Source organism: Ruegeria sp. HKCCD7251, from assembly GCF_013031165.1.
Classification (GTDB): domain Bacteria; phylum Pseudomonadota; class Alphaproteobacteria; order Rhodobacterales; family Rhodobacteraceae; genus Ruegeria.
Map to the genome: position 1 here is coordinate 43,269 of NZ_WPZC01000012.1, position 13,383 is coordinate 56,651.

13 protein-coding genes and 1 tRNA gene are annotated in these 13,383 nt (G+C 57.4%); 8 read left to right on the plus strand and 6 right to left on the minus strand.

Annotated features, from left to right (window positions below):
* Positions 1-57 precede the first annotated feature (57 nt).
* The 6 genes from GOX75_RS19850 to rpmH all read right to left on the minus strand — a co-directional run bounded on the left by GOX75_RS19850 (position 58) and on the right by rpmH (position 5,123).
* Positions 58-1,602, minus strand: a complete 1,545-nt coding sequence (locus GOX75_RS19850) for a bifunctional diguanylate cyclase/phosphodiesterase (RefSeq protein WP_171126107.1) — start codon at positions 1,600-1,602, stop codon at positions 58-60.
* Positions 1,603-1,672: 70 nt separating this feature from the next.
* Positions 1,673-2,566 carry a tRNA 2-thiocytidine(32) synthetase TtcA gene (gene ttcA / locus GOX75_RS19855; RefSeq protein ID WP_171126070.1) on the minus strand — a complete coding sequence of 298 codons (894 nt, stop codon included), beginning with the start codon at positions 2,564-2,566 and terminating at the stop codon, positions 1,673-1,675.
* 44 nt (positions 2,567-2,610) lie between these two features.
* Positions 2,611-4,227, minus strand: a complete 1,617-nt coding sequence (locus tag GOX75_RS19860; RefSeq protein ID WP_171126072.1) for an acyl-CoA dehydrogenase family protein — start codon at positions 4,225-4,227, stop codon at positions 2,611-2,613.
* Between the two features lie 56 nt (positions 4,228-4,283).
* Positions 4,284-4,541 carry a membrane protein insertion efficiency factor YidD gene (gene yidD, locus GOX75_RS19865; protein ID WP_371808200.1) on the minus strand — a complete coding sequence of 86 codons (258 nt, stop codon included), beginning with the start codon at positions 4,539-4,541 and terminating at the stop codon, positions 4,284-4,286.
* Entirely contained in the window at positions 4,538-4,963 is a 426-nt protein-coding gene (rnpA, locus tag GOX75_RS19870) for a ribonuclease P protein component (RefSeq protein WP_171126074.1), read from the minus strand. The genes yidD and rnpA overlap by 4 nt, the downstream gene beginning before the upstream one ends.
* Positions 4,964-4,988: 25 nt before the next feature.
* Positions 4,989-5,123 carry a 50S ribosomal protein L34 gene (gene rpmH / locus GOX75_RS19875; RefSeq protein ID WP_005980833.1) on the minus strand — a complete coding sequence of 45 codons (135 nt, stop codon included), beginning with the start codon at positions 5,121-5,123 and terminating at the stop codon, positions 4,989-4,991.
* A gap of 297 nt (positions 5,124-5,420) precedes the next feature.
* Between rpmH and GOX75_RS19880 the strand changes: the two genes are divergently transcribed.
* The 8 genes from GOX75_RS19880 to GOX75_RS19915 all read left to right on the plus strand — a co-directional run bounded on the left by GOX75_RS19880 (position 5,421) and on the right by GOX75_RS19915 (position 12,797).
* A complete protein-coding gene (locus tag GOX75_RS19880) occupies positions 5,421-6,152 on the plus strand; it encodes a TVP38/TMEM64 family protein (protein ID WP_171126075.1) in 732 nt (243 codons plus the stop codon).
* Positions 6,153-6,156: 4 nt separating this feature from the next.
* On the plus strand, positions 6,157-7,575 hold the full coding sequence (locus GOX75_RS19885) for an NAD(P)/FAD-dependent oxidoreductase (RefSeq protein ID WP_171126077.1): 1,419 nt from the start codon (positions 6,157-6,159) through the stop codon (positions 7,573-7,575).
* Positions 7,576-7,593: 18 nt separating this feature from the next.
* Positions 7,594-8,976, plus strand: a complete 1,383-nt coding sequence (locus tag GOX75_RS19890; RefSeq protein WP_254428856.1) for a HAMP domain-containing sensor histidine kinase — start codon at positions 7,594-7,596, stop codon at positions 8,974-8,976.
* 64 nt (positions 8,977-9,040) lie between these two features.
* Positions 9,041-9,117: transfer RNA gene (locus tag GOX75_RS19895), tRNA-Arg, on the plus strand.
* Between the two features lie 148 nt (positions 9,118-9,265).
* On the plus strand, positions 9,266-10,438 hold the full coding sequence (locus GOX75_RS19900; protein WP_170602467.1) for a site-specific integrase: 1,173 nt from the start codon (positions 9,266-9,268) through the stop codon (positions 10,436-10,438).
* A gap of 12 nt (positions 10,439-10,450) precedes the next feature.
* On the plus strand, positions 10,451-11,431 hold the full coding sequence (locus GOX75_RS19905; RefSeq protein WP_170602466.1) for a hypothetical protein: 981 nt from the start codon (positions 10,451-10,453) through the stop codon (positions 11,429-11,431).
* Positions 11,432-11,542: 111 nt separating this feature from the next.
* On the plus strand, positions 11,543-11,752 hold the full coding sequence (locus GOX75_RS19910) for a MerR family transcriptional regulator (RefSeq protein ID WP_171126079.1): 210 nt from the start codon (positions 11,543-11,545) through the stop codon (positions 11,750-11,752).
* 517 nt (positions 11,753-12,269) lie between these two features.
* Positions 12,270-12,797 (plus strand): helix-turn-helix domain-containing protein, encoded by a 528-nt coding sequence (locus tag GOX75_RS19915; protein WP_171126081.1) that lies wholly within the window; start codon positions 12,270-12,272, stop codon positions 12,795-12,797.
* Positions 12,798-13,383 lie beyond the last annotated feature (586 nt).

Sequence of the window (13,383 nt, forward strand, 5' to 3'; positions counted from 1 at the left end):
AAGCGGAATCGCCCCTGCTATAGTCGCGTATAAGGCTTTTGTGGCGTAATTTCGCGTTTATGATCCCGCCTGACGCCCGATCCTGGGTACACCCCCAACCTTGTTCCGGTGCGCAGTCATCCAATCCAGAGTTTTTTCAAACGGCATCGGCTTACCTATACCGAACCCCTGAACGTGATTGCAGCCCAATTGTGCCATCAATGCATGTTCCCCGGGGGTTTCCACACCTTCTGCCAGAGTTTCCACGTTCAACCTTTCCGCCATCGTCAGAATCGCGCTGACCATTTGCTGCTGGCTGGCATCCTTGTCGGCTTTGGCCACGAATGAGCGGTCGATTTTGATCCGGGATACGTCAAAGCGTTTGATAGACGCGATCGACGCATGGCCGGTGCCGAAATCATCCAGATCAATGCAGCAACCCAAGCTGGATAGACCGATTACATTTCGGGTAATCACGTCATCGGGGTGCCGGGAAAACACGGTCTCAAGAATCTCTACCGCGAGCCTGTCAGGGGTAAGGTCATGCTGATCCAGTTCCCATTTCAGCCGATCCATCAGGGCAGGGTCGCGCAGTTCGTCGGACGAGAAATTGATGCCGATCCGGGGCACACTGATCCCGGCGTGATCCCATTTCTGCATCGCCGCGAAGGCGTGGTGGCGCATAGCCTGCCCAAATCGCTCCATCAATTCGGCTTGCTCGGCAAAGGGCAAAAACACCTGCGGGCCGATGACGCCCTTTTGGGGATGCTCCCACCGGGCAAGGGCCTCGAATCCAGTTACCTTGCCGGTGTCTGTGGATATCTGAGGTTGAAACCATGGGCGGATTTCACCGCTGTCCAGCGCAGCCTCGAATTCTTTGCGCAGGTTTGCACGGGTGCGCGACCTGCGGCGGGTTTCGCTGGAATAGGCACGGATCGTTGATGGTCCGTTTCGCTGCGCCTCGCTCAAGGCTGCGTTCGTTGCGTCGATCCAGTAGTCGAACCCGTCTTCCTTCACGCTGGACAAAAGGCAGAAGCCGATGGAACAGGAAACATAAATGCTGGCACCGTTTACGCTGATCGGTTCCTCTATGGCGGCCTGAATGCGGCCAGACATTTGAATGCACGCTTCAAGATCCAGATGACTGTACGGGCGCAAGCCGATTGCGACCGAGTTCTGATCCAGTCTTGTCGTGATGTCATGCGTGCGAATCGACGACAGGACACGCTCACAGAAATGTTCCGCCAGATGACTTGCCGCCGCCTGACCATGCTGGTCTGAAATGTCGGAAAACCCGTCCAGCGCAACGATCATGCAGGCAGAGTCCTCTTGCATGTTTCGGCTGGCCTCAAAAAAGCCTTCCATCTCTGCGGCGAACATATCAATGGCCATCAGGCCGCTGGCTGCGTTCAAATCAGTGGAATCGGGTTGGACCTTGCGGACAAGCGCTATGATTGCACCGATCAACACAGGCAGAATGAGGGCCACGAGAACAAGCGTACGCTCTCCGCCTATCCAAAACGCAGCAAGGCAAATCGCCGGCGCGAATGCCAGAACGGATGGTCCGCTGAACACGGTGGCTAGAAAATCGAGAGCTCTGTTAACAGAGAAATGTTTCCACATCAGGTTTCCGGCCTTTCCCTTGGGCATCGCACGCTCAGGGTAACCGTAGAAAACCTATCTGAGTCAGTCGTTAACGCAACTGAGGAATTTTGTCCTCAATTTCGTCCTTTTTGTCAGTGTTCAGGCTCAGACCTTCGAAATCGAACAGCTTTGGGTCCAGCAGGTGCGAGGGCCTTGCATTGGTCAGCGCGCGGAACATCACCTGTCTGCGTCCGGGGCTGTTCTTTTCCCATTGATCCAGAATTTGTTTTACCTGCTGACGTTGCAGCCCGTCCTGACTGCCGCACAGGTCACAGGGGATGATGGGATAGCTCATTGCATTGGCGAATTTCTCGCAATCTGCCTCGGCCACATGGGCCAGAGGGCGGAAGACAAACAGATCGCCTTCCTCATTCACCAGTTTAGGCGGCATCGTCGCCAAACGTCCGCCGTGGAACAGGTTCATAAAGAACGTCTCAAGGATATCGTCGCGGTGATGACCCAGAACAATGGCCGTGCACCCCTCTTCGCGGGCGATACGATACAGGTTGCCCCGGCGCAGGCGTGAACATAGTGCGCAATACGTCCGGCCCTGCGGAACTTTGTCCATCACGACAGAGTATGTGTCCTGATATTCGATCCGGTGGGGAACACCCATCCGTTCCAGAAATTCAGGAAGAACAGTGGCGGGAAAGCCCGGCTGACCTTGATCCAGATTGCACGCTAGCAGATCAACCGGCAGCAGGCCACGCCACTTCAACTCATACAGCACCGCCAGAAGCGTATAGCTGTCCTTGCCGCCCGACAGGCAGACCAGCCAACGAGAGGGTTTGCCATCCTTGCCGTGGGCTGACGGACTTATCATCCCGTACTGCTCGATCGCCTCGCGGGTCTGGCGCACGATGCGCTTGCGCAGCTTCTTGAACTCGGTGGTCGAGGGCGCACCGGCAAAGAGCGGGTGGATATCGTCAGCTTCGTCAAACATGCGCAGCCCCTACAATAGTTGACGGAACCCGGCAAGTGGCCGGGTCATCCCAAGCGCCCCAGCAGCGCGTTTGTGTCCAGACCTGCGACTGATCCCGCGATCCGACCGCTGTGTTCGGCGATTCTGGTGGCGACAAAACCATCGGCCACGGGACCGGGCGCGTGTCTCAGCAACTGGGACGCGGTCAGCAAAAGCGCTGTGCGTTCGGCGAACCAGCGCGCCTCGGTTTCGGGGGGGATGCCCGGCCAGCGGTCGCGATGTGCCTTTAGCGCGGCGTCGTATTCCCGATCCGCACCCGTTGCGGCGTTCAGTTCCGCTTGCAGAACCTCGGCGGCCAGCGGCTCTTGCGTCAAAGTTCGGAGTATGTCGAGGCAGATCACGTTCCCCGACCCTTCCCAGATCCCGTTCAGGGGGGCTTCGCGGTAGATCATCGGCAGGGGGGTGTCTTCGACGTATCCCATACCGCCCAGAATCTCCATAGCTTCAACAGCGACGACGGGACAGCGTTTGTTGTTCAGGAACTTGGCCAGTGCGACGCCGATGCGGGCAAAGGCGCGATCCTCGGCAGAGGTGCCATCAAACGCTTGGGCGACACGCAATCCCAGCGTCAATGCGCCCTCCCAGTCCAGCACCAGATCGGCAAGGACGGCGCGCATCAACGGTTGGTCGATCAGCCGACGCTGAAAAGCACTACGATGCAAGACCCAGTGGTGGGCTTCGGTCAACGCGGCGCGCATCAATCCGGCCGGGGCGATGGCGGTGTCCAGCCGGGTGTGATGCACCATTTCCAGAATCGTGCGTATTCCGGACCCTTCGTCACCAAGCTGATAAGCGAGCGCGTCGTGGTATTCGATTTCGGAAGAAGCGTTCGCCTTGTTCCCCAGCTTGTCTTTCAGGCGCATCAGATGAATCGCATTGCGCTGGCCTTCTAACCAGCGGGGAACAAGGAAACAGGTCAAGCCGCCCGAAGCCTGCGCCAAGGTCAGGAATCCGTCCGACGTTGGGGCCGAGCAGAACCACTTATGCCCGCGCAATCGCCAGTGATCGCCGTCCCTTGTAGCGGTTGTTGTGTTGGCCCGCACATCCGAGCCGCCCTGTTTCTCGGTCATTGCCATGCCCAGCGTGGCGCTGCTTTTGTCGGAAATGGGGTTGATCGTCCCGTCGTAGTCGAAGGCGGACAGTTTTGGGCGCCAGATCGAAGCCAAGTGTGCGTCAGCTTCGATCGCAGGAATTGCGGCATAGGTCATTGTCAGAGGGCAGCAATGTCCGGGCTCGACCTGACTGGCCATATATACCATTGCCGCATGGGTGGTGTGGCCACCGGGCTGTCCGTCCCAGGCCAACGCTGCGTAGCCAGCGGCTTGGCTGATCTGCATCATCTGGTGATACGCGGGATGGAACCTGACTTCGTCGATGCGACGGCCGCCTTGATCGAACAGCATTAGTTCTGGCGGGTGCCGATTGGCCTCGCGCCCCAACTCGCGCGTTTCGGCGCGGCCCAGTATGTCACCATAGGTCAATACCGGGTCGGCACGCCCACCGAAGTTGTGGAGAAGATTTTGGAGAACAGGATCAGCCACCCAAAGGTCGCTATCACCGCGCAAAGGAGGTTGGTTCACGACGTCATGCGTGGGCAGAGTGTGACGCGCCTGGGATGTCATTTGGGCCTCCGGCTGAATAGGGCAACTGTTCAGCGCGGATCGGAACGGGTCAAGTGTTACTGCGGGTCGTGGGAAGAGCGTTCACAGTCCGAACGGCCCGGTACGGGATCATAACCATCCCCGCCCCAAGGGTGGCAGCGCCCGATGCGCCGGATGGTCAGCCAAGTTCCCTTGACCGGCCCGTGCTTTTCCAACGCTTCAAGGGCATAGGCCGAACAGGTTGGTTGATACCGGCAGTTAAAACCGACCCAAGGGCTGAAGACCAAACGATAGATCCGGATGGGCAGGGCGAGGATATGGGAAAGCAGCGTCACGTCTTCGCGCTGTGAATTTTGCGCAGCGCGTATCGCAAATCGCCCAGAAGCGCGTCATAGGGGCGTCCTGCGGTGACCTCGGCGCGACCTATAAGGACATAGTCCCAACCGCTTTCCCCATTGTCCGGCAGGACCGCACGTGCCGCCTCGCGCAGTCTTCGCTTGGCGCGATTGCGTGCCACGGCATTGCCAACTTTCTTGGAGCAGGTAAAGCCGACGCGAATACCGTCCGCTTCGTCATCGGCGCGCTTTCGGGCCTGAACCATCATCGACGGTGTCCCCTGCCTGCGCGCGCGGGCGGCTTTCAGGAAATCGGACCGTTTTTTGAGGATGATGAGAGTTTCAGGCGCGCAAACGGACGCCGCCGGGGGCTTCACCCTCGGTTGGTTGTTACCATCCTCAGGGGCCTCCGGCGGCGTCATGTTCATAACCTGATCGGTGAGCGGTTTATGCGCTCAGCGATTTGCGGCCGCGTGCGCGACGTGCATTCAGGATCTTGCGGCCGGCCTTGGTGGCCATGCGCGCGCGGAAACCGTGGCGGCGTTTGCGAACCAGGTTCGAAGGCTGATAGGTGCGTTTCATCGCTCCGTCTCCAATCTATAGCGGTCGGGTGCGGCGCGGATTCGCCTGGCCCTAGTGTTCGAAGCCCGTCCTCTACTGGGTAGCGGGGGGTAAGTCAAACCCCTAGGTGGGGGTTTTCACGCCTTTTGCAACAATTCTGTAGCCGCGCAACCCGAAAGGTTTCAATTTGGGGGTTTTACTGCCTCAAACCCTCACATTCCCTACGGTTAACATCAACGCAGCGTGAGGTCCCTGTTGTCGAACTGCCAGACGTCGCATGTTGGGGGCAAGATGAAACGTACAAAATCGGACAGCCTCATGAGCGACACAACGCAGGCCCCCCGCGCTGGGCTTACGCGGCATATTCCTTTGCTGGTGATTCTTGCTGTGGCCACGGTTGGGTTTTTCACACTGGGCGATTACCTGACCTTTGAAACGTTGCGTGACAACCGCGAGGCGTTGCTGGAATGGCGTGACAGCCATTTTTGGGCCATGGCCGGTGCGTTTGTCGCGATCTATATCGTGATCGTTGCATTTTCGTTGCCCGGAGCGGCGGTGGCTTCGATGACAGGAGGGTTCTTGTTCGGCCTGCTTGCAGGCACGGTCTTCAACGTCTTTGCCGCGACCATCGGCGCCTGCGCAATCTTTCTGGCAGCACGCTGTGGGCTTGGGGAAACCCTGACCGCACGTCTGGAATCATCGGAAGGTACTGTTAAAAAGCTGAAGGATGGGCTGCGCGAGAATGAAGTCTCGGTCTTGTTCCTGCTGCGCCTTGTGCCGGTGGTACCGTTTTTCGTGGCCAATCTGGTGCCCGCGCTGGTGGGCGTCAAATTCCGCAACTTCCTGATCACCACTGCGCTGGGCATCATCCCCGGGGGCATCGTCTATACTTGGATTGGTGTCGGTCTGGGCGGCGTGTTTGACCGGGGCGAGACGCCGGATGTGTCGCTGCTGTGGGAGCCTTTCGTGATTGGCCCGATCATCGGCTTGTGTGTACTAGCGGCTTTGCCGATAGTTATCAAAGCGATACGTGGTAAAAAGGACGCCTGACCCCATGCAAGAGCTGAAGACAGATATCCTGGTGATCGGCGCCGGGTCGGGTGGCTTGTCTGTGGCCGCCGGTGCCAGCCAGATGGGTGCGGACGTCATCTTGCTGGAAGGTCACAAGATGGGCGGCGACTGCCTGAACTTTGGCTGCGTGCCGTCCAAAGCGCTGATCGCCAGTGGCAAGGCGGCTTTTGGGCAGGCTCATGCCTCGGCGCTGGGCGTGGCGGATGTGGTGCCGCAGGTGGACTATGCCGCCGCCAAGGACCACGTGCATGACGTGATCGCGCAGATTGAGCCGATGGACAGTCAGGAGCGGTTCGAAGGCTTTGGCGTCAAAGTGATCCGCGAATATGGTCAGTTCATCTCGCCCACGCAGGTACAGGCGGGCGACCACCTGATCACCGCGCGGCGGGTGGTGATCGCCACCGGCTCGTCGCCGTTGGTGCCGCCGATCCCTGGCTTGGATCAGGTGCCGTATTATACTAACGAGACGATCTTTGACCTGCGCGACAAGCCCGAGCATCTGCTGATCATCGGCGGCGGCCCCATCGGGATGGAGATGGCGCAGGCCCATATTCGTCTGGGCTGCAAGGTCACTGTGATCGAAGGGATGCAGGCGCTGGGCAAGGACGACCCCGAGGCGGCGGCGATCGTGCTGGACACATTGCGTGCTGAGGGCGTCGAGATCCACGAACAGGCCATGGTCGCCCAGATTCGCGGCGCGGACGGGAAGGTCGAAGTTGTAACCGAAACCGGCCAGATCTACGCGGGCTCGCACCTGTTGCTGGCCGCAGGGCGCAAGGCCAATACCGACCGGCTGAACCTTGAGGCGGCTGGGATCGAACCCACGCGCACCGGTATCAAGGTGGATGACGCGCTGCGCACAACCAACAAAAAGGTCTACGCCATTGGTGATGTGGCGGGTGGGCTGCAGTTTACCCATGTGGCGGGCTATCACGCGGGCATCATCATCCGCTCGGCCCTCTTTGGCCTGCCCTCCAAGGCGCAAACGGCGCATATCCCCTGGGCCACCTATACCGATCCTGAACTGGCTCAGGTCGGCCTGACCGAGGCTCAGGCCCGCGCGCAGCATGGCGACAAGGTGGAAATCGCGCGCTTTGACTATCACCATAACGACCGCGCCATTTCCGAACGCAAAACTAAAGGTTTCATTAAGGTCATGGTCGTAAAAGGCCGCCCGGTCGGTGCGACAATCGTTGGGCATCAGGCGGGAGAGTTGATCAACTTGTGGTCTCTGGCATTGGCCAATAACCTCAAGATGGGACAGATCGCCGCGATGGTTTCGCCCTATCCGACGATCGGAGAACTTAACAAACGGGTGGCGGGTGCCTATTTCTCGCCAAGGCTGTTTGAGAATCAGACGGTTAAACAAGTGGTCAGGTTCGTCCAGCGCTGGCTGCCCTGACCGGGAAGGGAGAGCAGATTGAATTCTCTGTCAGGCCGATTTCTGATCCTGACCACGGTCTTCGTCATGTTGGCCGAGATTTTGATCTTTGTCCCCTCGATCGCGCGTTTCCGCGAGGATTTCCTGCTAAACCGTCTTGAACGCGCCCAGATCGCATCCCTGGCGCTGTTGGCCGACGACATGCTGGCTGATGATCTTGAGGCTGAGCTGCTGGCCAATGCGGGTGTCTATAACGTGGTGCTGCGCCGCGATGAGGTGCGGCAGTTGATGCTGTCTTCTCCTATCCCTGATCGGATCACCAACACCTACGATCTGCGCGACGCGACCCCATGGATTTTGATCCGTGACGCTGTGGCCCGGCTGTTTACCCCTGAGAACGAGGTGATCCGCGTGATAGGTGAGCCAGTGAAAGACGCGGGCTTGCTGATCGAAGTCACAACAGACAGCGAACCGCTGCGCATGGCGATGACAGATTACGGGCTGCGTATTCTGGGGCTGTCTTTCGTAATTTCGATTATCACGGCGTTTTTTCTGTTTCTGGCTGTGCGCGTGGTTCTGGTGAAGCCAATCAAAAGCGTCGTAGGTTACATGCAGCGCTATGCTGGCGCGCCCGAGGATGCGCGGGGAATCATCTCGCCCAACTCGAAAGTGACCGAACTGCGCGAGGCAGAAGAAGCGCTGGAACAGTTGCAGAAAGAGCTGACCCAAGCCCTGAAGCAACGCGAGCGTCTTGCGCAACTGGGCGGAGCGGTGGCCAAGGTCAGCCACGATCTTCGCAACATCCTCACGTCGGCGCAGCTTTTTACAGACCGGATCGAAGCAAGCGATGACCCGTTGGTGCGGCGTATGGCGCCTAAACTGGTGAATTCGATCACTCGCGCGGTTTCCCTGTGCGAAAGCACATTGGCCTTTGGTCGCGCCGAAGAGCCGGCACCTACGCTGACGATGGTGCCGTTGCATGACGTGGCAGATGACGTTGTCTCCAGCGAATTGCTGTCCGTTACTGGGGGCTGTGTGCAAATCCTTAACGAGGTGCCAGAGGATCTTGTGGCGCGCGCTGATCCCGAACAGATGTTCCGCGTCATCATGAATCTGGTTCGCAACGCGCGTCAGGCGCTGGTCGCGTCGGCGAAACCCGGGAATATCACGATTTCCGGCTATGAGGATGAGGCCAATTGGTACCTTGAGGTGAAGGACACAGGCCCCGGTTTGCCGCCGAAGGCGCGCGAAAACCTGTTTACCCCGTTTCAGGGAGGGGTGCGTAAAGGTGGCTCTGGTCTTGGGCTTGCGATCTCGCAGGAACTGGTGCGTGGGCACGGCGGCGATCTGGTTCTTGCCGAAACCGGCCCTGACGGAACAAGGTTCGAAATAAGGCTTCCACGGGGCGGTGGTACTTTTTGAATTATTTTTGCAGAATCGACTTGCACGTCCCGAATACCGGGTCTACATAGCGCCTCACCAACGCGGACCGATAGCTCAGCTGGATAGAGTACTTGACTACGAATCAAGGGGTCGGGGGTTCGAATCCTCCTCGGTCCGCCACTTGGTAGTTTTCCTAAATGTCGATGAGGCGCACTGGGTTTTTTAAACCTCTGTGTTTTATGAATTTTGCCACGTTGGTGGGTTTCGTTGGATTTTATCCGATCATACCCATATACTTTCGTTGAGTGGTATATTTTGTGGTATTTTCATGGCTGCGCTCAGCGGGAAGCTGACAAAGAAGCTGGTAGAGAATCTCGGTCCGGGTCGGCATGGCGACGGTTCTGGCCTGTATCTTGTTGTTGACCCTTCGGGTGCTCGGCGTTGGATCGTACGCGTAACGGTCAAAGGACACAAGAATCGCAAGGGCGCTCCGCTAAGAACGGACTTCGGTTTAGGCGGCGCGGACGTTGTAACGTTGAACCAAGCACGCGAAAGAGCACTCGAATATCGACGCATGGCTAAGTCCGGACTGAACCCGCGCTTCAACGCCCAACGAGAAATCCCGACCTTCGAAGAACTCAGCCGTCAGGTTCACATCGACCGGTTGCCGACGTGGAAGAACGCCAAACACGGTCAGCAGTGGCTAAACACCTTGCGCGACTATGCGTTCCCAAAGATCGGGCGCATGCCAGTCGACAGCATTGATCAGCCCGAAGTGTTGATGTGCCTGTCCCCCATCTGGACCGAGAAACACGAAACGGCGAAGCGACTGTCTCAACGGATCAAGACAGTGCTCGACGTGGCAAAGTCCAAGGGCTTACGCTCGGGCGAGAACCCGGTGACTGCGATCCGCGAAGGTAAGGTGCTGCCCACCGTCAAAGCCAAGGTCCAGCACCATGATGCGATGCCATGGCAAGAGGTGCCCGCGTTCTATGCCGAGTTGCAGACCCGCTCAGCCATGGCCTCCAAGGCGCTGCAGTTCACCATTTTGACCGCCTGCCGGACTTCAGAGGTGCTGGAGATGAAATGGCCCGAGGTCGAAATCGATGCGCGCCTTTGGACCATACCAGCGGAGCGCATGAAGGGCGGGCAGGTCCACCGCGTCCCTCTCACCGACGAAATGCTGACCATTCTGGAGCCGTTGCGCGCGCTGGCCTCTGACTATGTGTTCGAGGGCCAAAAGCGGCACCAGCCCTTGTCAAACATGTCCATGTTGATGCTGCTGCGCCGGATGCGGCAGGATGGCGTCACCGTGCATGGCTTCCGCAGTTCGTTTCGGGATTGGGCGGCGGAGGCCGCAAACGCGCCGCGCGAACTGGCAGAGGCAGCCTTGGCCCATCAGGTTGGGTCGGATGTGGAGCGGGCCTATGCACGGTCGGATTTATTGGAAAGGCGGCGAGAGCTTGCAATTCAATGGGCTGGATGGATTACTTCGAAGTAATTGGTGCAATGCATGAAAGATAGGGAATTCTGGACACAAGCAAATCGCGATACCGTGGTTAAGCGTGTTGTCGTCGAGGAACTTCCTGATGGCAATTTCAAACGACCACCAGAAAGATTTCTCGAGCACCCGTCAGAAACGATGCTTCGACGCGCTGTTACGAGTGGTGACCCTATCTGGGTTTTGCAGGTTTTCTATCAAACCGGACTCGCACAAGAAGAAAGCTTCAGAGAGTTCTGTGTTTCGTCAGAAGAAGCATATGCAGCAAGTGAGAATTACCCAGTTGGCAAGAAAATTAATACAATTCTTGGCACTCCCGATGAAAGTCAGGCAGGCGAAACCTTCAATCCAAACGCTCTTAGTCCGGAGACAGAGCTATCCGTTTTTGGCAGAGGTGAACCTCCGTATCAATTAGTTTTCGAAAGCTTGGTTGGTGCTGGTGTCTTTACTGAATCCTACGATCTAGCCGAGGACGTATTGTCTTGGCTGGGAACTTCAGGTCATAGCTTCCTGGAGAAAAGGTTCGGCGAGAATTGGAAAGACGTGGCTGTGCTGGAGTATTGTTCCAAGCATTTTCATCCCACATCGTTGGCCAGTGTTGCGGCTCGTGTTTTAGTCGCTGAATCTGTCGCACGTTTTAAGTTTGATGCGGGCTATGCTTCACGTGAGCTAGTAGAGCTTTTTGACGGTGCGGAGAAAATTGCGCTACGGTCGCTCAATACCAAAAAGAAGGCTGGTTCGAGCGGTGGAAGGGCATCTAGCGCTCGAAGATTGGCAAACCTTGAGATTCTGATGCAGCAAATCGAACAGCTGTCAGACGCGGTTGGCTTGATCAGTGAAGAGCGCATTGTCGAGCAAGCTTTGGAAAAGTCAGCTGCAAAACAAAAGGGCTTTCCAAAGTCGCATAAAACGCATGCGGATTATGGAACGGCGCTGCGTTCAGAGGAACCTTTCAAATCCAGGTACGAAGCGGTTTTCAGAAAAAGCACTTAAGCGCTTTCTAACTTCTGGAAGACGCCTAAGCGCTGGAAAAAGTCTGGTGACACTTCGACAAAGCTGCCCATAATTGGGAACCATCGCAACTGATCCAAAAGGATTTCAACGATGGCAAACGTTTTCAACGACGACCGGGTCTATTTCCCAGAAGACCCTGAAATGCAGTTGCTGGGAAACCGCGAGAAGCTGGCTCAATGGCGCCACCGCATGTGCGGTCCGGCCTTCATCCGCATCGGTCGGCGGATCGCCTATCACGGCGCCGATCTGAACACCTGGCTGGCGACTCGGCGCACCGATCCCAACAACGAGGCTGCATAATGGAAAACCCCAGCTCCAAGCGCGGAGATGGGGTTTTTCCAGTGACATCAACTGCCACCCTAGCAAGTTCAGTTGATGCCACAGGATGCCCCGCACCGACAAGACATAACGAGCGCCGGTACTACTGGTCACCCCTGAGCCACTCGGTTGAACGGGTGATCATTCGGAAAGGACGGGTCAAGCATGGATGATATGTCCTTATCCAAGTCAATCAGTACCAGTCACGACAGGGGGCCAGACGCTGGTCCTCTTACCCGAACCGATCATCGGGAAACCGCCGAGAACTACAGCAGCGAACTCTTTCGCCATGGTATCCACCGCGTTTCTGTCTGCCGGGATCGCATCCAATGGTTGTTTCAAAGGCAGAGACCCCAATTTCCGACCGGGGGAGCGGCCTGGGATACGCTCGGGTATTGTGTGTCCAAATCCGGACTGACCCGGCTCGTCCGGGCGCATATCGGCTGTGACTTGCCTGAATTGGATGATTTGCCCGAACATTTCCAGCGGAGGTGTCGCGATGAGTAGCCGCCGGTCTCCCAAGGGCAAACGGTCGGATGAGGGGCAGTTCGTCTATCTGCCCTACGCCATGATCAAGTCCCCAGCGTGGCGGGCGTTGTCTGGACCTGCAGTGAAACTCTGGCTGGAGCTTCACACCCGCTTCAACGGCGGTAACAACGGCAAGGTGTTTCTGTCGATGAATGAAGCGGCAGAGATACTGGGATTGGGCAAGGCCACCGTTCAGCGGGCTTTCGCAGAACTTCAGGACAAGGGATTCCTTGTGCTGGAGCAGGAAGGCAACTGGTATCACCGTCGCGCCCATGAGTGGCGTTTGACTACCAAGGCCATGCAGACCCGGTCCGGCAAGAAAGCAGCCACCAATAACTGGAGGTTCTGGCAGCCCCAAAAAACAAAACGCGGTTCTGAGACGGACTCGTCACCTTCATCTGTGGTTCCGTTTGAGAACCCAAAGACCTCTGATGGTTCCATTTCAGAACCCGTTAGACCGGTTTCTCTCCGATCGGTCGGTTCTGATTTGGAACACTAATACTAACCACTCTGTGAGAAGCAAAGAGACATACGGAGGAAGAATGAGGGTCGACTAAGGAGCAGGCCAGAGCATCCCAACCCAAGGGGGGTGGGTCAATCATCGTCGCTTTCGCACCGCATACCGACCCACCCTCTGTTTACACATATCCGCAATTCAGAAATTCGAGGTACAGAATGCCCAGACCAAAGACACCACTTGGCAAGGCGATCCTGACAGGCGCCGCAAAGAAAGACCCCCAGCGGTACAGAGGACGAAACGAACCGGAAGGTCTAGGCGAGCTCGGGGGGCCGCCGGATTATCTTAACGAGACGGAAAAGGCTGTCTGGCGTGCCTTTGCAGAGGAATTACCCTGGTTGGTTCACAGCGACCGTGCCTTGTTGGAATCGGCGTGTATCCTGAGGGCTCGAGTACAGGTCCAACAGGACCTCAGCGCGGCGCTGTTGAGAGAACTTCGTTTACACGTCAGCGCATTGGGCGGGAGCCCAACCAACCGTAGCAATATTCAGGTTCCTGAAGCAGAGGTGGAACACAATCCATTTGATCGGTTCGCGTAGAGCAAAAGCGTAACGGATATGCTGACAAG

Bases quoted from the DNA above. Each gene is read 5' to 3' on its own strand.
- GOX75_RS19915 (WP_171126081.1), top strand. From the start codon at position 12,270: ATGAGTAGCCGCCGGTCTCCCAAGGGCAAACGGTCGGATGAGGGGCAG.
- GOX75_RS19900 (WP_170602467.1), top strand. From the start codon at position 9,266: ATGGCTGCGCTCAGCGGGAAGCTGACAAAGAAGCTGGTAGAGAATCTC.
- rnpA (WP_171126074.1), bottom strand. From the start codon at position 4,963: ATGACGCCGCCGGAGGCCCCTGAGGATGGTAACAACCAACCGAGGGTG.
- GOX75_RS19910 (WP_171126079.1), top strand. From the start codon at position 11,543: ATGGCAAACGTTTTCAACGACGACCGGGTCTATTTCCCAGAAGACCCT.
- GOX75_RS19850 (WP_171126107.1), bottom strand. From the start codon at position 1,602: ATGTGGAAACATTTCTCTGTTAACAGAGCTCTCGATTTTCTAGCCACC.
- ttcA (WP_171126070.1), bottom strand. From the start codon at position 2,566: ATGTTTGACGAAGCTGACGATATCCACCCGCTCTTTGCCGGTGCGCCC.
- GOX75_RS19880 (WP_171126075.1), top strand. From the start codon at position 5,421: ATGAGCGACACAACGCAGGCCCCCCGCGCTGGGCTTACGCGGCATATT.
- GOX75_RS19885 (WP_171126077.1), top strand. From the start codon at position 6,157: ATGCAAGAGCTGAAGACAGATATCCTGGTGATCGGCGCCGGGTCGGGT.
- GOX75_RS19905 (WP_170602466.1), top strand. From the start codon at position 10,451: ATGAAAGATAGGGAATTCTGGACACAAGCAAATCGCGATACCGTGGTT.
- GOX75_RS19860 (WP_171126072.1), bottom strand. From the start codon at position 4,227: ATGACATCCCAGGCGCGTCACACTCTGCCCACGCATGACGTCGTGAAC.
- rpmH (WP_005980833.1), bottom strand. From the start codon at position 5,123: ATGAAACGCACCTATCAGCCTTCGAACCTGGTTCGCAAACGCCGCCAC.